Source organism: Massilia rhizosphaerae (assembly GCF_016093545.1).
Lineage (GTDB): Bacteria > Pseudomonadota > Gammaproteobacteria > Burkholderiales > Burkholderiaceae_D > Telluria > Telluria rhizosphaerae.
This window is the reverse complement of record NZ_JADKYX010000023.1, coordinates 1-22,628: the sequence shown is the minus strand read 5'-3', so window position 1 is coordinate 22,628 and position 22,628 is coordinate 1. Positions and strand designations below refer to the sequence as shown.

16 protein-coding genes, 1 tRNA gene and 1 pseudogene are annotated in these 22,628 nt (G+C 66.5%); 6 read left to right on the top strand and 12 right to left on the bottom strand.

Annotated features, from left to right (window positions below):
• Positions 1-109: 109 nt before the first annotated feature.
• From ISF28_RS25780 to ISF28_RS25755, 6 genes are all read right to left on the bottom strand, one after another.
• A complete protein-coding gene (locus tag ISF28_RS25780; RefSeq protein ID WP_198120039.1) occupies positions 110-1,678 on the bottom strand; it encodes an alpha-N-arabinofuranosidase in 1,569 nt (522 codons plus the stop codon).
• Positions 1,679-1,691: 13 nt separating this feature from the next.
• On the bottom strand, positions 1,692-3,767 hold the full coding sequence (locus tag ISF28_RS25775; RefSeq protein WP_198120038.1) for a beta-galactosidase: 2,076 nt from the start codon (positions 3,765-3,767) through the stop codon (positions 1,692-1,694).
• Positions 3,768-4,039: 272 nt separating this feature from the next.
• Positions 4,040-5,212 carry a helix-turn-helix domain-containing protein gene (locus ISF28_RS25770; protein ID WP_229519391.1) on the bottom strand — a complete coding sequence of 391 codons (1,173 nt, stop codon included), beginning with the start codon at positions 5,210-5,212 and terminating at the stop codon, positions 4,040-4,042.
• Positions 5,213-5,339: 127 nt separating this feature from the next.
• Positions 5,340-6,581: a XylR family transcriptional regulator gene (locus tag ISF28_RS25765; RefSeq protein WP_198120107.1), complete on the bottom strand. Its 1,242-nt coding sequence runs from the start codon at positions 6,579-6,581 to the stop codon at positions 5,340-5,342.
• A 419-nt stretch (positions 6,582-7,000) separates the two neighbouring features.
• Complete coding sequence (locus tag ISF28_RS25760) at positions 7,001-7,291, bottom strand: hypothetical protein (RefSeq protein ID WP_198120037.1); 291 nt, start codon at positions 7,289-7,291, stop codon at positions 7,001-7,003.
• A 142-nt stretch (positions 7,292-7,433) separates the two neighbouring features.
• Positions 7,434-7,901 (bottom strand): MarR family winged helix-turn-helix transcriptional regulator, encoded by a 468-nt coding sequence (locus tag ISF28_RS25755; RefSeq protein ID WP_198120036.1) that lies wholly within the window; start codon positions 7,899-7,901, stop codon positions 7,434-7,436.
• A gap of 89 nt (positions 7,902-7,990) precedes the next feature.
• Here ISF28_RS25755 and ISF28_RS25750 point away from each other — a divergent pair, with 89 nt between their 5' ends.
• The 3 genes from ISF28_RS25750 to ISF28_RS25740 are packed head-to-tail and all read left to right on the top strand — an operon-like array spanning position 7,991 to position 12,162.
• Positions 7,991-8,824: a p-hydroxycinnamoyl CoA hydratase/lyase gene (locus tag ISF28_RS25750; protein WP_198120035.1), complete on the top strand. Its 834-nt coding sequence runs from the start codon at positions 7,991-7,993 to the stop codon at positions 8,822-8,824.
• Between the two features lie 23 nt (positions 8,825-8,847).
• On the top strand, positions 8,848-10,290 hold the full coding sequence (locus ISF28_RS25745; RefSeq protein ID WP_198120034.1) for an aldehyde dehydrogenase: 1,443 nt from the start codon (positions 8,848-8,850) through the stop codon (positions 10,288-10,290).
• A gap of 12 nt (positions 10,291-10,302) precedes the next feature.
• Positions 10,303-12,162 carry a feruloyl-CoA synthase gene (locus ISF28_RS25740; RefSeq protein ID WP_198120033.1) on the top strand — a complete coding sequence of 620 codons (1,860 nt, stop codon included), beginning with the start codon at positions 10,303-10,305 and terminating at the stop codon, positions 12,160-12,162.
• A gap of 137 nt (positions 12,163-12,299) precedes the next feature.
• Here the strand turns inward: ISF28_RS25740 and ISF28_RS25735 are convergent.
• Positions 12,300-12,370, bottom strand: a tRNA-Cys gene (locus ISF28_RS25735).
• Positions 12,371-12,500: 130 nt separating this feature from the next.
• Here ISF28_RS25735 and ISF28_RS25730 point away from each other — a divergent pair.
• Positions 12,501-14,282 carry a PHA/PHB synthase family protein gene (locus ISF28_RS25730; RefSeq protein ID WP_198120032.1) on the top strand — a complete coding sequence of 594 codons (1,782 nt, stop codon included), beginning with the start codon at positions 12,501-12,503 and terminating at the stop codon, positions 14,280-14,282.
• Between the two features lie 27 nt (positions 14,283-14,309).
• Here the strand turns inward: ISF28_RS25730 and ISF28_RS25725 are convergent, their stop codons facing one another.
• The 5 genes from ISF28_RS25725 to garD form a co-directional block, all read right to left on the bottom strand.
• Complete coding sequence (locus ISF28_RS25725; RefSeq protein WP_198120031.1) at positions 14,310-15,434, bottom strand: TGL-type protein-glutamine gamma-glutamyltransferase; 1,125 nt, start codon at positions 15,432-15,434, stop codon at positions 14,310-14,312.
• A 236-nt stretch (positions 15,435-15,670) separates the two neighbouring features.
• Positions 15,671-16,306, bottom strand: coding sequence for an NUDIX hydrolase (locus ISF28_RS25720; protein WP_198120030.1), 636 nt, complete (start codon positions 16,304-16,306; stop codon positions 15,671-15,673).
• 9 nt (positions 16,307-16,315) lie between these two features.
• Entirely contained in the window at positions 16,316-18,019 is a 1,704-nt protein-coding gene (locus tag ISF28_RS25715) for a beta-N-acetylhexosaminidase (protein ID WP_198120029.1), read from the bottom strand.
• Positions 18,020-18,081: 62 nt separating this feature from the next.
• Complete coding sequence (locus ISF28_RS25710; RefSeq protein ID WP_307727472.1) at positions 18,082-19,446, bottom strand: MFS transporter; 1,365 nt, start codon at positions 19,444-19,446, stop codon at positions 18,082-18,084.
• Positions 19,447-19,527: 81 nt separating this feature from the next.
• Entirely contained in the window at positions 19,528-21,081 is a 1,554-nt protein-coding gene (garD, locus tag ISF28_RS25705) for a galactarate dehydratase (protein ID WP_198120028.1), read from the bottom strand.
• A gap of 260 nt (positions 21,082-21,341) precedes the next feature.
• Here garD and ISF28_RS25700 point away from each other — a divergent pair, with 260 nt between their 5' ends.
• Both ISF28_RS25700 and ISF28_RS25695 read left to right on the top strand, forming a co-directional pair.
• Positions 21,342-22,418, top strand: a complete 1,077-nt coding sequence (locus ISF28_RS25700) for a LacI family DNA-binding transcriptional regulator (RefSeq protein ID WP_198120027.1) — start codon at positions 21,342-21,344, stop codon at positions 22,416-22,418.
• A gap of 94 nt (positions 22,419-22,512) precedes the next feature.
• Positions 22,513-22,628: pseudogene (locus ISF28_RS25695) on the top strand (5-dehydro-4-deoxyglucarate dehydratase); the annotation flags it as partial.

Below are 22,628 nucleotides of genomic sequence, written 5' to 3'. Positions count from 1 at the left end.
GGCGACGTCGAAACGCGTGGCGGTCGCGTACATTCTGTGAGGATGGGGCGTCTGCGGCAATGATGAAAAACCCGAATCCGCAAACGAAATTCGGGCTCGCGCGATGCGCTTATTCGTGCAGCGCGACGACGGCGACGGACTTCGCCGGCAGGTGCAGCACCAGCCTGCCGTGCGCGGCCCGCGCCGCGAACGGTGCCGGCGCCACGGCGCGCGGCGCCGCGAAGGTATTGTGCGCATCCATCGCCGCCGCCGTGAGCACGGTGCCGGATGCCGCGCTCGCCCCGGCACCGCCTACGCCGACGTCGACGTCGGCCGTCTCGCGCGGGTTCGCGTTGACGAGCGCCAGGTACAGCCTGCCGTCCTTGCCCCGCGCCGCGGACGCGCTGACGGCCGGTATCGTGACGCCGCCGAACGTGTACGGCGGATTGTTCGCGAGCTTCAGCGGCACCGAGACGGCGTCCTGGAACGGCACGTACATCCTGAAGACGTGATACGTCGGGGTCAGCACCATCTTGCCGCCATCCGTGCGGATCATCGCCTGCAGCACGTTCACCATCTGCGCGATGCTGGTCATGCGCACGCGGTCCGCGTGGGCGTGGAAGATGTTGAAGTTCAGGGCCGCCACCAGCGCGTCGCGCAGCGTGTTCTGCTGCTGGAGGAAACCCGGCTTGCTGCCTTCTTCCGCGTCGTACCAGGTGCCCCACTCGTCCACCGCGAACATCAGCTTCTTCTGCGGATCGTGCGCGTCCAGCCGGGCGACGTTGTTGGCGATGAAGTCTTCCATGCGCCGGGTCTGGCTCAGGGTCTGGATCCACCGGCTTTCGTCGAAGCCGGTCGCGCCGTACTTGCCGTTCTTGTCCGGGCCGGGCGACGTATAGTAGTGGAACGAGATGCCATCGGCCCGCACGCCCCAGCCGTAGACGTGCTGGCTCAGGTAATCCGTCCAGCTGGTATCGTCGTCGTGGCCGCCGGCGGCGATGAAGCGTGTGTCGTTGCCGGCGCCGGGATGGACGAAGGTGGCGAAGCGGCGGTAGGCGTCGGCGTACTGCTCCGGACGCATATTGCCGCCGCAGCCCCAGGCCTCGTTGCCGATGCCGAAGAACGCGACCTTGTACGGCGCCGGGTGCCCGTTGCGGGCGCGCAGGCGTGCCAGGCTGGAGTTGCCGGCCGCCGTCATGTACTCCATCCACTCCGACATCTCGCGCGCGGTGCCGGACCCGAGGTTGCCGTTGACGTAGGCGTCGGCGCCGAGTTGCCCCACGAGGTCGAAGAATTCGTCCGTGCCGACGGCGTTGGTTTCGTCGACACCGCCCCAGTTCGTGTTGATCCGCACGGGCCGCCGGGCGCGCGGGCCGATGCCGTCGCGCCAGTGGTACTGGTCGGCGAAGCAACCGCCCGGCCAGCGCACGAGCGGCACGTGCAGGGCCTTAAGCGCGCCGACGACGTCGTTGCGCCAGCCGCGCGTGTTCGGAATGGCGGAGCCCGGGCCGACCCACAGGCCGCCGTAGATGCCGGTGCCGAGGTGTTCCGCGAACTGGCCGTAGACGTATTTGCTGATGACGGGGCCCGGGTGGACCGCGTCGATCGCGACGGCGACGGGCGCCGCGGCGGACGCCGGCGCGCCCACGCAGGCCGCCACGATGCCCGCGGCCAGCGCGCGACGGGGAAATCGGTTCATGGGACCGGGTTCGTCATTTTTCGAGCAGGTCCACGCCCAGCGGTGCGAGATGGAGCGTGCCGGACCAGTGCTGGCCGGACAGCACACCGGTCATGGCGCCGTCGATCGCCACGTCCTTCGCGTCGCCCGTCGTGTTGACGTACAGGGTGCGGCCCTGCACTGTGCGCGCGTACACGCCGTCGGGTGTTTTGGGTCCGGGCTCGATGCCGAGGCTGTCGTACAGCTGGCGGTACAGCGGCCGCATGAGCTGCGGCTGCGCCGGGGTGGCGACGTAGATCGCGCGGCCCTTGCCGTAGCGGTTGACGGTGATCGCGGGCGGCGCGCCGTCGATGCTCGTGAAGCGCGCCAGCGTCTGCGCCGTCGACGGCTCCAGCACCTCGTAGTTGCCGATCGTGCTCTTGACGTCCGCGTCGCCGATGTGCGCGACCCACGTGCCGGCGTTGTAGAACGCGTTGGTGCGCAGCCCGAAGACGTCCGTCAGGCCGCCCGGCAGCGGCGTGTCGTACCACTGGTTATGCTCGTTCACCTTGTCGGACCACGCCGTCATGATGACCGTGCCGCCGTTCGCGACGTACTGGCGGAGCGCATCCGTGCTCGCCTTGTCCAGCAAATACATGCCGGGGACGACGACGAGGCGGTAGCGGCTCAGGTCCTCGTGCGCGATGTTGATGACGGCCACGTCGATGTTGTCCTTGAACAGCGGCTCGAACGCGTTATGGGCCTGCTTCAGGTAAGGCGTGACGATGTACTGCTTGACGCTGTTGGTGGCGTCCGGCCCCGTCGGGTTCGTGGCAATCATGTTGTCGAACGAATAGGCGATGGCCACCTTGGGCTGGGTCATGCGCGGGAAGCCGAGGGTCTGCAGCTTGGCGAAATCGGCCGCGATCCGGGCGAATTCGTCCAGCTTCCAGGACGGCCGGCTGTCGTGGTCGAGCAATCCGAACAAGGCTTGCTCTTCGCCGCCCAGGTGGCTGTTGAACGTCCACGCCAGCACGGCCTGGGCCCCCAGCAGCAGGCCGAAATGCGCCCACATGCGCGAGCGTCCCGGCGTGCCGTAATAGCCCGGACCACCGGCCGTGAATTCGTTGAACCAGATCGGCGTCGCCATGCCCGCCTTCATCATCAGCGCCTCGAAGCCGGAGCCGACCGGGTCGTAAGGATAAAAGCCCATCGCGCCATAGTTGGCGTACTGGCGGTAGGTCGACAGGTAATCGAAGCCCTTGCGCGGGGCGCTGTCCCACAGGTTCGACAGGGCCGGCTTGTCCGGCACGTTCTTGCGGCGGATCGCGTCGAGCTTGGCCAGGGTCGCGATCGTGACGTCCGACCAGTAGCGGCGCATGTCGAGCTTGCGCTCGTACGGACCGGGGCCTTCCGCGTACGGCAGCCGCACCTCGTCCCATTCGCCGATCCGGCGCGACCAGCGCTGCGTGGCCCACGCCTTGTTCAGCGCCTCGAGGGTGCCGTATTTCTTTTGCAGCCAGCCGATGAAGCGCTTGCGGTCCGCTTCCGAATACGAGATGAAGCCGTTGCCGGACTCGTTGTTGTAGCCGATCGCCAGCAGCGCGGGATGGTGGGCGTAGCGGCGGGTCAAGGTGTCGGCCAGGCGCGCCAGCAGGCGCTGGTAGTCCGGGTCGCTGATGTCGTCCATGTAGCGCTCCGCCGCGTCGAGGTGCGTGCCCTGCTCGGTGACGAGGTCGACGCCGGGATAGCGATGGTGCAGCCACAACGGCGCGGGCTGGCCGGGGATGTCGAGGATGACCTTGATGCCGGCCGCGTGCATCTGGTCCATGATCCAGTCGAACGTGGCGAATTCGAAGTGGCCTTCGGACGGTTCGAAATAATCCCACGACAGGTCGCCCATGCGCACGACCTTGAAGCCGGACTGCTTCATCAGCGCGATGTCGCGCACGACTTGCTCCCGGCTGCGGTCGACGGGCTGGTAGCAAGTGCCCACGTACAGCTGGCCCGGTCCGGGCCATCCTGCGCGCACGTCGTCCGCGCCGTGCGCGTTGCCGCACATCGCGATGGCCAGCGTGCAGGCCGCCGCGACGGCCCGTGCCCCCAGGCCGATGGAATGTAACTGTCTCATGGTGCTCCTCCGTGTTATTGTGGTCGCAAACCGGAAATTGTGGCGCCGCGGCCTGCCGGCGGCAATTATGAAATCCGCCAACCGGCGCATAAAAAAAGGGCGACCGAAGCCGCCCGCAACCCACCTTCAGCGGGAGGAGATAACGCTGGCGATCCGGACACGGCAAGCACACCGTGCACGTCCAGCGAGAATCCATTCTAGTAATCGCCTGCCGGCGTCGCCACAACGAAATCCATCAATCTCCCGATGAAATCCCTCGGCGCGGCGACGCATCATGACCCCGGCTGTTCCGGGGCGCCGCCGCGCAGCTTGCGGAAGGTCTTCGGCGTGCAGCCGTACTCTTCCTTGAACAGCTTGTTGAAGTAGGAAACGTTCCGGTAGCCCACGGCATAGGCGATTTCCGCCACGCTCGTGTCTTCCTTTTCGCCCAGCAGGCGGGCCGCCTCGGTGAGCCTGAGCTTGTTCAGGTAGGTCGAAAAGGTAAAGCCCAGTTCCGCCTTCAGGATCTCGTTGATCTTGTTGCGGCTGATGCCCACCTTGTTGACCATGGTCTCGACGTCGAGCTCGGGGTTGAGATATTCCGTCGCCATGAACCGCAGGATGGCGCTCTCCTCCTTGTCCCGGTGCAGGTCCTGGGACAGCTGCTGGTAGGCGACCAGCGGAATATCCCTGCGCATCTTGTCTTTCACCTCCGCCAGCAGCGCCCGGGTATGCCGGCGGAAGAACCACAGGCCGTACGCCGGCCAGGCGATGACCATGAACGCGGCGAACAGGTAGAGATAACGCATGTCGCGGCCGATCAGCGCCAGCTCCCTGACTTCGACCTTGGAAACGACGTTGAACGGACTCTGGAACGTACTGCCGAACGACAGCTTCGCGATCTTGGTCAGCGTGTGCTCCTGCCGCGCGAGGTTCAGCTTGTTACGGTCGAACCACCACTGGTCGGTCCGCAGGCGGGCGAGGTCGAGCTCGACGTGCTCGCCGTGCTGATTGCAAAAGAAATAGCTATACGGCACGCGATACGTGTCGAACTGGCCGGGAACCGACACCCTGTCCTCGAACATCACGAGGCCGAACGCCAGCGTGTTCGCGGGCGCGCAGGTGACGTCGAAGGACACGGCGCTGTAGCGGGACAGGTCGACGTGGGTAAAGTTGCCGGCGCTGTCCCGGAACGCCAGTTCCGCGTGGGCGAACGGATAATACGCCCCCTTCGCGGACACGAATTCGAAGCGGAGCGCGTCGGTGACGTCGGTCAGCCGGATCGTCGACCGCCCGCCCACGGCCGAATCGGCCATCGACACGGCCTGCCACCGCAAGCCGCTGTCCGCAGCGGGCAGCAGCGGCAGCCGGATATACGTCAAGCGGACGCAGGCGTAGCCGATCAGCACGCTCGCCACGACGAGGCCCAACAACCCGGCGAGCGCCTTGTTGTAAAAACTCTGCATTCCCCTGCTGCCACCCCGACAAATGTACGCTTACCGTTCCCGGTCTCGTGAACATGATGACAGGTACTACGCACATTTGTCGAGCAGCACATTGCCCGTCAAAGATGACCGGGCGGCAGGAGCAGCGTCAGGACAGCAGGTCGGCCTCCGTCGCGAGGGCACGGCCGGCGGCATCGCCCGGTGGCGCCAGCAGGCCCAGTTGCGCGCGCTGCTGGTATTCCCGCGGCGAGTAACCGAGCTCCCGCTTGAACACGGCGAACAGGTATTGGTTCGACGTGAATCCGCAACGGAGCGCCACCTCGGCCACGGTGCAGTCGCCCCGCGACAACATGGCGGTCGCGGCGTCGAGCTTGAAACGCAGGATTTCGTCGTGCACGCTGCAGCCCAGCTCTTGCTGGAAATAATTCTCGAGCGTCGAGCGCGACACCCCGACGAAATCGGCCACCTGGTCCCCCTTGATGCCCTGGCAGGCGTATTGACGGATGAAGTGCCGCGCGCGCATGACACGGGGATTTTTCACCGGATGGTGGGCACTGGATGCCAGCACATTGATCCCGGCCGGCGGTATCAGGATGCGCGTGCATTCGAAAAAGGTCTCGTCCAGGATCTGGTGCAGCATGCGAGCAGCCGTCCGGCCCATCTCTTGCGTGCCCTGGATGACGGAACTGAGCGGTATGCACGACAACATGCGCACGAGCGGATCGTTGTCGATACCGATGACCGCTACCTGCTCCGGCACGGCGATATCCGCCATCTGGCAAGCCTGCAACAGCTGCCGCGCCCGGGCGTCCGTGACGGCGATGATGCCGATCGGTTTCGGCAGGCTCCGCAGCCATTCGACCTGCTGGGCGGTGACCGCCGCCCACGGCGTCTCGTCGGTCTCCGGTCCATGGAAGACGTTCACATCGAGCTTGTCGCGCCGCATCAGGCTGCAGAACGCCTTTTCGCGTTCCTGCGCCCACCGCGTTTTCGTGGAATCGGGCAAGGAAAACAGGGCGAACCGGCGCAGGCCGGCGTCGATGAGGTGGGTATACGCGAGGTTGACGAGTTTGAAATTGTCCGTCGCAACGTACGGAACGCCGGCCGGGTAATCGTCCTCGTTCGCATACGATCCGCCGACGCCCACCACCGGCACCCTGCTTTGGGACAGCGCCGCCACCACGTCCGGATCGTCAAAATCGGCGATTATTCCGTCACCCTGCCAGTGCGCCAGGTTGTGCAGGCGCAAGCGGAAATCATCTTCGACGAACAGTTCCCAGGTCGTTCGCCTGCTCGACAAATAAGCGGCAATCCCTGCGATGACTTCCCGGTCAAACGCTTTGTTCGCATTGAATAACAAAGCAATCTTGTGCGTTTTAGCCAACTTCATCTTCGACGGTCTCCACGTTGCGTCCTGTCCGGACGTCTCTGTGCAATCGGCTTGCCGGTCATGCGCGGTCGTCGACTGGACCGCGGGCATGCCGACAACTTACGTGGATGAGTATATTTTTGCGACCAATGCCGGGCGTGAAGTTTTTTTCGATTTCCTATGAGGATACGAAAAGTTGAAGTTTTGCGGACAAAAAGTGTTAGAGGCTATTGGCGGACGGGGCACCCGCAACCGCGTTCTGTGCCCTTGCCACAACGTACATACATTCCGGTTGTCGAAGGCCTCAAGACTGAAATTGACGATTTTCAGGTTTTGGCAGCGATAGGAACGGCGCACATCGTGTCCTCACGGCTGCGGTGGCCGAGCCGTGCTGCCGCTGCGCACGTCGAGTCGTCGCTTGGAGCATATTCACGGAATGCTCAGGAGAGAACTGGCACTGGCGTCCCGAAAAAGCTCGTGAAACCGGGCTCGACGAGATCGACTATCTCTTTCGACAACTCGGATCGATAGAACGCATGCATTCCTTGCTCAGCGCATGCTTTACTTTGCCAAAAAACAGTGTCGCACCACCCTTCGGGGCCCTCATAAAGCGCGTAATCCATAAAACCTGGACATTGTTTCAACCAAAGGAGCATGTTGGCGCTGGCATCCAGGAAATTCCGGCGAGAAACGTCGCCCTTGAGCTTGAAAATAACGACTTGTGTATACATGGTATGCCGGCATCGTGAGGCCGAAGTATCGAATGAATAATTAAATGAAATGCAACGCGGCGTCGACAACACCGGCGCCGTTCATGTGCGCAAGATCGAGTTCAACCAGTTCCCGAACCAGAAGGATCCGGGCAAGCAAGCCTCAGGTCCCCTGCACGCTCAACGCACGCACCGCGGCGCGCAGCTGGGCGTGCAGCCGCGCACGCTCTTCCTGCCCGAGCTCCGCGACCATCAGGCTTTCCACTTCCGCCACCCCGGCATCGCATTCGCCCAGGATCGTCGCGCCCGCCGCGGTGAGGCTGATCTGGATGATGCGTCCGTGTACCGGATCGGGACTGCGCTCGACCCATCCCTTCCCTTCCATCTGCTTCACCATCTCGTTGGCCGACTGCGGCGAAATCATCGTGCGCATCGCGAGCTGGGCGTTCGACAGCGAACCATGGACACGAAACACCGACAGCGCCGTGTACTGCGGCACCGTGAGCCCGGACGGCGCGAGGCTGTCGCGCAGGCGCTGGTGCAGCACGTGGTCGAGGCGGCCGACCAGGTAGGCCAGCCCCATCGGTTTAGCGGAGGACGAGGAAGACGATGATTTTTTTTCGTTTGCCATAAAAAGGGACTTGTCTTGCGGAAAAGCCACGTATAGGATAAGACAAATATCAGGTAGCCTGATAACAACCTCGATACGGGAAACATTGTATGTCCAAATACGAAGCACGCTGGAAAACCGTCACGGTCGACGTCGAAAACGGCATCGGCTGGATCACCCTGAACCGTCCCGAAAAGCGCAATGCGATGAGTCCCACGCTCAACCGGGAGATGATCGACGTGCTCGAGACGCTGGAACTGGACGACGACGCGGAGGTCATCGTGCTGACGGGCGCCGGCGATGCCTGGACGGCCGGCATGGACCTGAAGGAGTATTTCCGCGAAACGGACGGCCAGCCCGAAATCATGCAGGAGCGCATCCGCCGCGACTGCTCGCAATGGCAATGGAAGCTGCTGCGCATGTACAGCAAGGCCACGATCGCAATGGTGAACGGCTGGTGCTTCGGGGGCGCGTTTTCTCCGCTCGTCGCCTGCGATCTCGCCATCGCCGCCGAGGAGGCCGTGTTCGGCCTGTCGGAAGTGAACTGGGGCATACCGCCGGGGAACCTGGTGTCGAAGGCCGTGGCCGATACGATGGGCCACCGCCAGGCGCTGTACTACATCATGACCGGCGAGACGTTCACCGGCGTACAGGCGGCCGCAATGGGCCTCGTGAACAAGGCCGTGCCGAAGTCGCAGCTGCGCGCGGCCGTGACCGAACTGGCCCAGAACCTGCGCGAGAAGAATCCGGTCGTGCTGCGCTACGCGAAGCAAGGCTTCAAACGCTGCCGCGAACTGACCTGGGACCAGAACGAGGATTACCTGTACGCCAAGATCGATCAGTCCAACTACCGCGACCCCGAGAAAGGCCGCAAGGAAGGCCTGAAGCAGTTCCTGGACGACAAGACGATCAAGCCGGGCCTGCAGAGCTACAAGCGCGCCTGAGCGCTGAACTGATGAAAAACCGAATGTTCCATACCGATCTGCTGTACGGCGGCGCAGACCGCCCCGCATCCAATGGCGCGACCTTCGAGCGCCTCAACCCCGCCACCGGCCAGGTCGCCACGCGTGCCGCCGCAGCCTCCCTGGACGACGTCGACGCCGCCGTCGCCGCCGCACGCGATGCCTTCCCGGCCTGGTCGGCGCTGCCGCCGGGCGAGCGCCGCGCCCTGCTCCTGGCGGCGGCCGAAAAAATGGAAGCGCTGCGGGCCCGATTCGTCAAAGCGGCCGTCGACGAAGCCGGCGGCGCGCCGATGTGGTACCACTTCAACGTGACGCTGGCCGCCAACATGCTGCGCGAGGCGGCATCCATGACGACCCAGATCGGCGGCGACGTCATTCCGTCCGATGTGCCGGGCTCGCTCGCCATGGGCGTACGCCAGGCCTGCGGGGTCGTGGTCGGCATCGCACCGTGGAATGCGCCGGTCATCCTGGGCACGCGCGCGATCGCCATGCCGCTCGCCTGCGGCAACACGGTGATCCTGAAGGCCTCGGAAACGTGTCCGGCCGTGCACCGCCTGATCGGCCAGGCCTTCGCCGACGCCGGCTTTGCGCCGGGCGTGGTCAACGTCATCACCAACGCGCCGCAGGACGCGCCCCAGGTTGTCGAGCGCCTCATCGCGCATCCGGCCGTGCGTCGCATCAACTTCACGGGATCGACGCGAGTCGGACGCATCATCGCGCAGCAGGCGGCCGCGCACCTGAAGCCCGTGCTGCTGGAGTTGGGCGGCAAGAACCCGATCATCGTGCTCGACGATGCCGACCTCGATGCGGCGGTCGAAGCCGCCGCCTTCAGCGCCTACTTCAACCAGGGCCAAATCTGCATGTCGGCCGACCGCATCCTCGTCGACCGCAAGGCCGCGCCGCAATTCATCGACAAGCTGGCAGCGAAAACGGCGACCCTCAAGGCCGCGCGCGCCGACGCCCCGCTGGCCGGCATGGTCGACCCGGCAGCGGCGGCGCGAGTCGACGCCATGCTGCGCGATGCGCGTGCGCGCGGCGCCACCGTGATCCAGGCCGGCGGCGTCGACGGCAACATCATGCAGCCGGCGATCGTCGACGGCATCACCCCCGACATGCTCGTGTACCAGGAGGAATCCTTCGGTCCGATCGTCTCGATCCTGCGCTTCGACAGCGACGAGGAAGCGATCCGTCTCGCCAACGACAGCGAATACGGGCTGTCGGCCGCCGTGTTCAGCCGCGACGTCGGCCGCGCACTGGCGGTGGCCCGGCGCATCGAATCCGGCATCTGCCATGTCAACGGCCCAACCGTGCATGACGAGGCGCAGATGCCGTTCGGTGGCGTCAAGGGCAGCGGCTACGGCCGCTTCGGCGGGAGGGCGGCGATCGCGGAATTCACCGACCTGCGCTGGATCACGGTGCAGACGGCGCCACGCCACTACCCGATCTGAACGGAGGCCGTCATGACCCCATCGATGATCGCGGAAGACGGCGGCGTGCGACGGCGACAGGTGGATCTCGGCAATCCCGAGGTCGCGGCCTACCAGGTCGACGGCATCTGGCACGTCGACGCCGTCACGCCGCTCGCGCCGGTCCCGGTGCGCTTCACCGACCGTCTGGTCGAGGGCGCACGCCGCCATCCGGAACGCACCCTGGTGGCGCGCCGCGGCGCGGACGGCGAATGGATCCGCCTGTCCTATGCCGACATGCTGGGGCGCGCGCGCCGCATCGGACAAGCGCTGCTCGCGCGCGGCTTGTGCGCGGAACGGCCTCTCGTCATCCTGTCCGGCAACGACCTCGAACACTTCCAACTGGCGTTCGGCGCGATGTATGCCGGTATTCCCTATTCGCCGCTGTCCCCAGCCTATTCCCTCGTCGCCACCGATCCGGCCAAGCTGGCCGACCTGATCGCTCACCTGACCCCTGGCGCACTGTTCGCAGCGGATGGCGCGGCGTACGGGCGTGCCATCGAGGCCGTCATGCCGGCGGACGCGGAACTGATCCTGACCACGGGCGCGGTGCCCGGCCGCGCCGCCACCCGTTTTGCCGAGCTGTTGGAGACGGCGCCGGCGACCGTCGACGCGCGCAACGCCGAGATCGGGCCGGACACCATCGCCAAGTTCCTGTTCACATCCGGCTCGACCAAGAAGCCGAAGGCCGTCATCACGACCCACGGCATGTTGTGCAGCAACCAGCAGATGCTGCTGCAGACCTTTCCGTTCTTCGGCACGACACCGCCCGTACTGCTCGACTGGCTGCCGTGGAACCATACGTTCGGCGGCAGCCACAACGTCGGCATCGTGCTGTACAACGGCGGCACGCTGTATATCGACGACGGCCGCCCGACCGCGCGCGACTTCGGCGTCACCCTGCGCAACCTGCGCGAGATTGCGCCCACGGTCTACTTCAACATTCCTGCCGGCTGGGAAATGCTGACGGAGGCCCTGAAAACGGATGAGCAGTTGGCAACGCAGTTCTTTTCGCGGGTACAGCTGTTCTTCTGCGCCGGCGCCGGCCTGTCGCAACGCGCCTGGGAACACCTGGACGAGGTGGCGCTCGCGCGCTGCGGCGAGTCGATCCGCATCATGACCGGGCTCGGCATGACGGAAACCTCGCCGTCGAGCACGTTCGGCACGGGCCCCATCGTCAAGGCCGGCTATGTCGGCGTCCCCGCCCCCGGCTGCAAGGTCAAGCTCGTGCCGGTCGGCGACAAGCTGGAGGCGCGGTTCCACGGGCCGCATGTGACGCCGGGCTACTGGCGCGCGCCGCACCTGACCGCGGAAGCCTTCGACGAAGACGGCTACTACCGCACCGGCGACGCGCTGCGTTTCCACGACGCGCAGCAGCCCGAACTCGGCTTCATGTTCGATGGCCGTATCGCCGAAGACTTCAAGCTGAGCTCGGGCACGTTCGTCAGCGTCGGGCCCCTGCGGGCACGGGTCGTCAGCATGGGGGCGCCCTATGTCGTGGACGTGGTCGTCACGGGCATCAACCGCCCGGCCATCGGGCTCATGGTCTTTCCGCGCGTGGAGCACTGTCGGGCCCTGTGCGGCATGGGCCCGGACAAGCCCGTCGCCGAGGTCCTCGCGAGCAGCCCCGTGCGACGCTTCTTCAAGCAGTTGGTCGACGACTTGAATCGGGATGCGAGCGGATCGTCGCGACGGGTGGAACGGCTGCTGCTGCTGGCGGAGCCGCCGTCCATCGACCACCGCGAGCAGACGGACAAGGGGTCGATCAACCAGGCAGCCGTCCTGGTGCGGCGCGCCCGGCTGGTCGATGCGATGTACGACGGTACCGAACCGCAGACCATCGTCGCGGGGTGAAACGTCCCGCACGCCCATCCCGACGACTCGCCATTCGTCCAGCGCATCAAGGATGAGAAACCGGTGACCGGGCAACACTGACCGGGATTCTGCCGGTGTCGCCTGCGCGTCGGGGGGCGGTGCCGAGGGAAATCGAAAGGCGAGGACGTGAGTCGAACACGTCTGAACGGCTTTGCAAGCCGCCGCATAACCGCTTTGCTACCTCGCCGACGACGATATTACGTCGATCGCCGGATTCCCACCTGAGCTGCATCAAGCGGCCGAACGTCCACGTGCGGCAACTAAGCGGCCGGATCCTGGTCAAACGGCTATGCATCTTCGTAAGGAGCCCGCACGCCATGAATATCCTGTCCGAGATCCCGCCGAGCGAGCAGCGGCGCGAAGCCAGCACGTGGCAAGGCGGGCCGCGGCCGCGCTATCCCGAGGCCAGCATCGAGCACGCCCACGTCGACCTGGCGCTGAATGCCGCGCTGGGGCGCCTAACCGGCTACGTGTCGCCGGCCGCGCTGGCCGGCGCGTGGTACGACTGGGCCAGCCACCTGCTGCTGTCGCCCGCCAAGCAGATCGAGCTCGGCGTGCAGGCCATGAGCAACCTGCAGCGCTGGGTGCAGTACAGCACCAGCGCCATGTTCGGCACGGCGGCCGAGCCCGTGCAGCCGCTGGCGCAGGACAAGCGCTTCAACGATCCGCTGTGGCACGCGTGGCCGTGGAACCAGCTCAGCCAGGGGTTCCTGCTCACGCAGCAGTGGTGGCACCGGGCCACGAGCGGCGTGCGCGGCGTGTCGTCGCACCATGGCGACGTCGTCACCTTCGTCGCGCGCCAGTTGCTGGACGGCGTCGCGCCGTCGAATTTCATCGCCACCAATCCCGTGGCGCAGCAGGTCACGTTCGCCAGCGGCGGCCAGAACCTAGCGCATGGCCTGGTCCGGGCCGGCACCGACCTGCGGCGCGCGCTGGCCGGCACGTCGGCGCCGGTCAGCCGGCGGCCCGGGCGCGACGTCGCCATCACGCCCGGCAAGGTCGTCATGGACAACCACCTCATCGAACTGCTGCGCTACGATCCCGTCACGCCGCAGGTCCACGCCGTGCCGCTGCTGATCGTGCCGGCGTGGATCATGAAGTACTACATCCTCGACCTGTCGCCGCAGAACTCGCTCGTCCGCTACCTCGTCGAACACGGCCATACCGTGTACATGATCTCCTGGAAGAACCCGCAGGCCGACGACCGCGACCTGTCGCTGGACGATTACCGGCGCCACGGCATCATGGACGCGCTGGACATGGTCGAACGCGAGACGGGCGCGGCGCACGTCAACGCATGCGGCTATTGCCTGGGCGGCACGCTGCTCGCGATCGCGGCCGCCGCCATGGCGCGCGACGGCGACGAGCGGCTGGCCAGCATGACCTTGCTCGCGGCCCAGGTCGACTTCACGGAGCCGGGCGAGCTGTCGCTGTTCATCGACGAGAGCCAGGTCAGCTTCCTCGAAGCCGTGATGTGGCAGCAGGGCTACCTGGACACCCGCCAGATGGCCGGCGCCTTCCAGCTGCTGCGCTCCAACGACCTGATCTGGTCGCGGCGCCTGCGCCATTATCTGCTCGACATTCCGGACGCCGACAACGACCTCGCCTCGTGGAATGCGGACGCCACCCGCATGCCGTACCGCATGCACTCCCAATACCTGCGCAACCTGTTTTTGCAGAACAGCCTGGCCAGCGCGCGCTACCTCGTCAACGGACGGCCCGTGGCGCTGACCGACATCCACATCCCCATCTTCGCGGTGGGCACGATGACGGACCACGTCGCGCCATGGCGCTCCGTCTACAAGATCATTCCGCTGAGCGATACGGCCGTGACGTTCCTGCTGACGTCGGGCGGCCACAACGCGGGCGTCGTGTCGCCGCCGGGTAAGGCGGGCCGCAGTTACCAGATGAGCACGCATGAGCACGACGCGCCATATGTCGATCCCGACGCCTGGCAGGCCGAGACCCGTGTGCGTGAAGGCAGCTGGTGGCCGGCCTGGGAGCATTGGCTGACGCGGCTCGCCGGCCCGTGGATAGCGCCCCCGCCGTCGGGGCGCTACGTGCGCGACGCTCCCGGCCAGTACGTGCTGCAGCCATGAGGACATCGGCATCAGCCGTGACGGGCATCAGCCCGGCAGCACGATCTCCGCCGTCCCCGGGCAAACATTGCGCGCGAACTCGCGCGAGAAATCGATGCAGCCGCCGTCCGCATAGATGCCGCGGCCATCGCGCAGGCGCGACATGCGCGCGACGACCGCGGCCAACGCGGCAGGATCGGCGGCCGTTTCCGCCACCTTCGCCTCCACGATCGCCTCGTTCATGCGCAGGTCGCCTTCCGCATCGACAAAGGTGCCGTGGCGCCAGTGGTAGATCTCGACGCATTTGGCGGCCAGGCTGTACGGACGGTCGCGCTGCCAGAAATTGCTGAACAGGCCGTTGCCGAGATAGATGACCCACGAGCCTTCGTAGCCGGACGCGTCGGAAGACGGCTCGTCGGGATTGCGGAACCAGACGCGGTCGCCCGGCACGTAGTAGCGCGGCGGCAGCGGCGCCTCGAGGGAACCGTACTCGACCAGGAAGACGTCGTGGAAGCTGCCCGACTGGATGGCGTTCGTCTCCCACTGCCGCTGCAAGGCGGCCAGCAGCGGCGGATTGACCCGCTCGAGTTCACGGGCGATCCCGAGCAGCATCACGTATTCGGTCGCGCGGTAGCAGGAAAACGCATACAGGCGCCCGTCGCCCGCCTCCGGCTGGGTGGCGAGCGTGAGCGCCTCGATCAGCGAGCGGCCGGGCAGGACCGTGAAACCGCGGTCTTCGTCATACGTCCAATGGCTCTCGGGACGGTTCGCTTCGGCGGTGCCGAACGCGAGCTGGGTGGCGCGCGCACCCACGACGATGTTGCGCCGGATGGCGACGGCCGCCAGGAACTCGGCGGCGCTCGCAAAATGCAGGGTGCGTGGCGCGGCCAGCAGCGCCAGCACGATCTCGCGCTCCAGGTGGACCATGTCGGCGACAGTGTCGAGGCCCAGGTCGCGGCACAGGTTCAGCGTGTCGCAGCCGGGGACGAGAGACTGCGCGGCCTGGGCCGACAGGCCGAAACCGCGACCACCGTCGCGGGTGGCGAGATACGGCCGCAAGCCCAGTTCGTCGAACTTGTCCAGGACCTGGCGGTGCTGCACGGGATCGTCCGGAGCGATGAGAATGCCACCGGTGTGCGGTGGGACGAGTTCCGGAAAAACATCTAATTTCACGGTGCAACAGCCTCAAAAGGGAATGACAGACAGGGCAAGAAATGCTTCCAATACGCAACAGAAACGGTACGCCGCGAAACTGAGGCGAACATTAAAGCTGGACCAGTCGAACATTACATTTGAGAAAGGTCAGCCGAACATTACACGTTGGAAAGGTTGAGCCTATCTCGCCTATTTGGCGTCACTTTGAGCTGAATCAGATGCGCAGACCGTCGTGGCCGCACAACAAGACGGTGTCACGCGTCCAGCAGCGCCGCCAGCACGGCATGGTCGGTGTCGCGGTTCAGCAGCGCGCGGGCCTGGTCCGGCGTAACGAGGTGGACGGCCTGCGATTCCCATCCCATGTGCGCCGGATGGCCGCCGATGCGGCGGGCGACGTAGAAGCGGGTGAAGGTCTGGGTGCGCGCGAAGTCGCCGAGCCAGGCCGTCAATTCGACGTGCAGGCCGGATTCTTCCCAGACCTCGCGGATGGCGGTGGCTTGCAGCGCCAGGCCGGGTTCCACGCGTCCCTTCGGAAACGTGGCCGCATAGCCGCCGAAGCCGTTCGACGGCGCCACGAGCCAGAGCCGCCCGTCCGGCTCGCGCACGACGGCCCCGGCGGCCGCGTGCTTGCCGGCCGGAAGCACGAAAGGCGGTTCGACGAACGCCGGTGCCGCGCCCGCGCGGCGGCAGGCCTCGTCGACGAGCGCCCGCGCGCACGGGGCCAGCGGCACGTCGTTCAACGTGCCGGCGCAGACGCTGCCGGGCACGAAGGTCAGCGCGGCCCGCGGGTCGGCCAGGGCGCCGAGGTTCGCTTCGCAGGACGGCGCGTGCAGGCGGACCTTGCGCCCGTGGTCATCCGGTTGCGGGTGATATGTCCAGGTTGCACGCATGGCGTCGTCTCACGGCGTCGATCGGCCCGTCGGCCCGCGCGGCCCGTCCAGCGGGCGATAGTTCACGTCCTGCACCCGCAGCCGGTCCAGCGCGGCCGGCATGTCCCGCTCGAACCGGCCGTAGTCCTTGCGGTCCTTCGGCGTCCACAAGGCTTCCGCCAGCGCGAGCAGGCGCGGCCAGGCCATGTATTCGACGTCGCGCGGCGTCGCCATGTATTCGGTCCACAGCTGGGCCTGGCTGCCCAGCACGTGGTGGATCTCCCCCGCCGGCAGCGCGGCCGGCAGCGGGTCGTACGCGTACACGCGCGCGAGCGTCGTCACGTCGCGCACGCCCATCGGCTCGCGGAAACCGGGGCTCTTCGGGTCGGCCTGGTAAAAGTCGAAATACGTCTCGCGCTCCGGCGTCATGACGACGTCGTGGCCGGCGCCGGCCGCCTTGATGCCGCCCGCGTCGCCGTGCCAGCTCATCACGGCGGCGCCCGGCGCGAGGCCGCCTTCGAGGATCTCGTCCCAGCCGATCAGGCGCCGCCCGTGCTGCGTGAGGTAGGCGTCCATGCGGCCGATGAACCAGCTCTGCAAGGCGTGCAGCGCCGGATGCTCGGCCGGCCGGCCCTGCGCGTCGCGGTAGTCCTGCAGGTCGCGCAAGGTGGCCGTCGCGGGCACGAGTCCCAACTGCTTCATGCGCGCCAGCGCGGCCGGGGACTGCGCCCATTCCGTCTTGGGGCATTCGTCGCCGCCCACGTGGATGAACGGCCCGGGGAACAACGCCATCACCTCGTCCAGCACGTTCTGCAAGAATGCGATGGTGCCGTCCTCCACGTTGAACACGTGCGGGATCACGCCCCAGTCGGTGCCCACTTCCAGCCGGCGGCCCGGCGCGTTGCCCAGTTCGGGATACGCGGCGATGGCGGCCAGCGCGTGGCCCGGCATCTCGATCTCGGGCACGATCGTCACGTGGCGCGCGGCCGCGTAGGCGACCACCTCGCGGATGTCGTCCTGCGTGTAGAAGCCGCCGTGCGGCTTGCCCTCGTAGCGCGGCGGCGAGTACGACACCATGCTGTCGCGGCGCCACGCGCCCACCTGCGTGAGCAGCGGATAGCGCTTGATCTCGATGCGCCAGCCCTGGTCGTCCGTCAGGTGCCAGTGGAACACGTTCATCTTGTGCTGGGCCAGCAGTTCGATGTGCTTCAGGACGAAGGCCTTCGGCATGAAGTGGCGCGCCACGTCCAGGTGGCTGCCGCGCCAGGAAAACCGCGGCGCGTCCGCGATGGCCACGGCCGGCAGCGCCCAGCTCCGTGCGACATGCGCCTGGCGGTAGATAGCGGCCGGCAGCAACTGGCGCAACGTCTGGATGCCGTAGAACAGGCCGGCCGGTTGCGCGGCCGAGATGGTCACGCCGCGCGCGTCGCTCACGAGGCGGTAGCCTTCCCGGCCTGTGGCGGCATCGGGATCGAGGCGCAGGCGGATGGCGTCGGCGCCGTCCTGCGCGCCGACGGGCAGGTCGAAGCCGGTGGCCGGACGCAGGTAGTCGCGCAGCATGGCCGCCTCGGGCAGCGCGGCGCCGGCGGCGACGATGCGCGTGGCCGGCGTCAACACGAACTCGCCCGCGCCGCGCTCGATGTGCGCGGGACGGGGCACGATGTCCTGCGCCGCATCCTGGCCGTGCGCGGGGCCGGCCAGGCAACAAAAGGACAGGACGGCGAAGATGCGCATATTGACCCCGGCAGCAATGAATCGGAACATTGTAAATGACAATGCCGGGGCCGGACGGTGGCTTATGGCGCCGTCAACGACTTCACCAGCGTCACGCGCTTGATCTCGCCCACGATGAACACATAGCTGAAGATCGTGACGGCCGCGTTCGCGCCCACGAACACGAGCGCGCCCGCGAACGACCCGGTGCCCTGCACGATGTAGCCGATGACGATCGGCGTCGTGATGCCCGCGGTATTGCCGAACGTGTTGAACAGCGCGCCGGAGAGACCACCCGCCTCTTTCGGCGACGTGTCGGCCACGACGGCCCAGCCCAGCGCGCCGACGCCCTTGCCGAAGAAGGCCAGCGCCATCACGGCGACGACGAGGGCGTCCGTCTCGATGTAGTTACACGCGATCATGCTCATCGACAGCAGCATGCCGGCGACGATCGGCACCTTGCGCGACATCGACAGCGAGAACCCGGCCTTCGCCAGCCGGTCCGAGATCGTGCCGCCCACGACACCGCCGAGGAAGCCGGCGATGGCGGGCAGCGACGCGACGAAGCCCGCCTTCAGGATCGTCATGTGGCGCTCCTGCACGAGGTAGACGGGGAACCACGTGAGGAAGAAATAGGTCAGCGTGTTGATGCAGTACTGGCCGACGTACACGCCCAGCAGCATGCGGTTGCCCAGCAGCTCCTTGATGCAGGCGAACGTGTCGACGACCGGCGGCTGGGCCGCGCGGGCGGCGCCGTCCAGGTCGACGAGCGCCCCGCCCTCCTCGATGTACTGCAGTTCGCTCGCGCTCACGGACGGGTGGTCCTTGGGGCCGTGGATGGTCTTGAGCCAGACGAAGGCCATCGCGATGCCGAGGCCGCCCATCACGAAAAACACGCTCTGCCAGCCGAATGCGTGCACCAGGGCGCCCATGATCGGGGCGAACAGCACGGTCGCGAAATACTGGGCCGAATTGAACAGCGCGGACGCGAGTCCCCGCTCGTGCGTGGGGAACCAGGCCGACGTGATGCGGCTGTTGCCGGGGAACGAAGGCGCTTCGGCCGCGCCGACGACGAAGCGCAGCGCGAACAGCGCGCCCACGGCGGCAGCGCCCGCGAGGAAGCCGACGGCGCCCGTCAGCAAGGTGAACAGCGACCACAGGAAAATGCTGAAGAAGTACGTGATCTTCGAGCCGAAGCGGTCGAGCAGCCAGCCGCCCGGCAACTGGGCCGCCACGTACGACCACGCGAACGCGGAGAATACGAAGCCCATCTCCACGGGCGACAGGCCGAGAGCCTTGCGGATGGCCGGTCCCGCGATCGAGATCGAGGCGCGGTCGGCATAGTTGATCGTCGTGACGATGAACAGGATCGCGAGGATCGTCCAGCGCGTGCGCGACGCGAGCCTGGTCGCGGTGGCCGGCATGGCGGCCGTCGTTGTGTGTTCCATGGTCCCTCCAAGAATTGTCGACGTCCGCCGCGTCGGAACGCGTGGCGGATGCCCAGGTTGTAGCCGGTATCGCGCGGACGATCAGGTCACGGGCGCCGGATTGAACAGCGTGAGCGCGTTGTGCAGGCGCCAGTGCTCGGCCCACGTCTTCTTGCGGCCGCTCGCGACGTCGAGCAGGAAGTGGAACAGCTCCCAGCCCACGTCCGCGATGGTCGCGTCGCCGGTCGCGATGCGGCCGGCGTTGATGTCCATGAGGTCGTGCCAGCGGCGCGCCAGGTCGTCGCGCGTGGCCACCTTCACGACAGGGACGGCAGCCAGGCCGTACGGCGTGCCGCGGCCCGTCGTGAACACGTGCATGTTCATGCCCGCGGCCAGCTGCAAGGTGCCGCAGATGAAATCGCTGGCCGGCGTGGCCGCGTAGATCAGGCCTTTCTGCCGCAGCTTGTCGCCCGGCGCCAGCACGCCCGCGATGGGCGCCGTGCCGGACTTGATGATGGAACCCATCGCCTTTTCCGTGATGTTGGCGAGCCCGCCCTTCTTGTTGCCGGGCGTCGTGTTGGCGCTGCGGTCCACGCCGCCCCGCCTGAGGTACTCGTCGTACCAGGCCATCTCGCGGATCATCGCCTGCGCGACGTCGTCGTCGGCGGCGCGCGCCGTCAGCTGGGCTATGCCGTCGCGGACTTCCGTCACCTCGGAAAACATGACGGCGGCGCCCGCGCGCACGAGCAGGTCGCTGGCGAAGCCGACGGCCGGATTCGCCGTCACGCCGGAAAAGGCGTCGCTGCCGCCGCACTGCACGCCGACGACGAGTTCGGCCGCCGGCACGGTCTCGCGCCGGCGCAGGTTCAACGCGGCCAGGTGCGTCTCGGCCGTGCGCATGATGGATGCGATCATGTCGCCGAAGCCGACGTGCGCCGCGTCCTGCAGGCACACGGTGTCGGGCTGCTGGCCGTTCTGGATCTGGATGGAACCCTGCGGGAACATGCGTGCCGGCTGCAGCTTTTCGCAGCCCAGGCTCACCAGCATCACGCGGCCGCCGAAGTTCGGGTTCGTCGCGATGTTGCGCAAGGTGCGGATCGGGATCTCGGCGCCCGGCGCGTCGATGGCGACGCCGCAGCCGTACGTATGCTCGATGGCGACGACGTCGTCCACGTGCGGGTAGTTCGGCAGCAGCTCTTGCTTGATGCGCTCGACCGCGAACGCGACGACGCCGGACACGCACTGCACCGTCTCGCTGATGGCGAGGATGTTGCGCGTGCCGACCGAGCCATCCGGATTGCGGAAACCTTCGAACGTATAACCTTCCAGCGGCGGCAACGGCGCGCGGCCGCGGACGGGTTTCGGCAAGTCGTCCAGCGCACGCGCGGCCGGCATGCCGACCAGCGATTCCTCGACCCACGTGCCGCAGGCGATCGGTTGCAACGCATGGCCGATCGTCACGTCGTAGCGCACGATGGGCGCGCCCTGGGCGATGTCGCACAGCGCGACCTTGTGCCCTTCCGGCACGCGCGTCGTCAACGTCAGGCCGTCGGGGAACACGGTACCTGCCGGCAGGCCGCCGGCGTTGACGACGATGGCGACGTTGTCGTTCTCGTGCATGCGGATGGTGCGGGGGGTGGTCATCATCGTCTCCATGGTGCGGTCTCGCTCTCTAATGATTGCGCGATCATTCCAGTGTCGAACGCGGCGCCCGCGAAATACCGGGCGCTGCGGACCGATGACGCATCGATCCCGAGCACAAATGACACCGCAATCATTTCTATCTTAAAAATATGGCCGGTCATGTGCGGCCATGCATTTCCCGGCTGCGACCGGCGTTTGGTATGATACCGCAATCATCCGCGAACGCAAGCGTTGTCATCGGATGTCGTACAACCGTATGATTTAACCAACACATGACCTCGCCGCTCGACCACGATCACGACACCTTGCCGGACGACGTCCCCGGCGCCGGCGAGCGGCCGAAAAGCATCACGCTCAAGGACGTCGCCCGGCTGGCGGGCCTGTCCCCCATCACCGTGTCGCGCGCGCTGCACAATCCCAAGCTCGTGAAGCCCGACACGATCGCGCGCGTGAAAGAAGCGGCGGCCGCGATGGGCTATATCCCGAACATGCTGGCCGGCAGCCTGACGACGAAGCGCAGCCGGCTCATCGCGGCCATCGTGCCGCAGTTGTCGAACTCGATGTTCGCCGAGACCGTGCAAGGCCTGAACGACGAATTGTCGGCGCACGGCTACCAGTTGCTGCTGTCCGTCTCGAATTACTCGCGGCAGAAGGAAGAAGACCTGCTGGCGGCGATCCTGTCGCGCCAGCCCGACGGCATCGTCCTCACCGGCATCCATCACCAACCCGGCGTGCGCAAGAAGCTGCTGGCGACGGGCGTACCCGTCGTCGAGACGTGGGACCTGACGCCCTCCCCCATCGACATCGCGATCGGCTTTTCGCAGGAGCGCATCGGCGAAAAGGTCGCGCAGTACCTGCTCGGCAAAGGATATCGGCGGTTCGCGTCGATCTGCGCGCGCGACGAGCGCGCCAACCGGCGCCGCCTGGCGCTGGAAGCGGAGCTGCGGCTGCACGGCGTGGAACCCGTCGCCACGCACATGGCGACGCCGCCGACCGTCCTCAATCTGGGCCGCGAAGGCCTGCGCGCGATCCTCGCCGCCGGCCACGCGCCGGAAGTCGTCGTGTGCAGCTCGGACGTGCTGGCCCAGGGCGCGCTCATCGAAGCGCAGGCGCAAGGCATCGCCGTGCCGCAGCAACTCGGCATCATGGGCTTCGGCGACTTCGATTTCGCCGCGTACACGCATCCTCCGATCTCGTCCGTCCACATCGACAAGCGGGCCATCGGCGTGCGGGCCGCCCGGTCGCTGATCGCGAAGATCGAGGGCCGCCCGCCTGCCGGGAACGTCATCGACGTGGGATTCGAGCTGGTCGAACGGGCGACGACGCGGACCATCGTGCGGCAACCGTAAGACGTCGTCCAAAAATAGTGTTGCGGGACTGCGCCGTTAGTTGTACGATGACTGACAAGTTAAGACGTTCCCCTCATCCGCCACTGGAGCCCCCATGAATCCGCAAGAACTCAAACAGGTCATGTCGTCCGGCCTGCTGTCCTTCCCCATCACCGACTTCGATGCCGAAGGCAATTTCCGCCCCAGCACCTACGCCGAGCGCCTGGAATG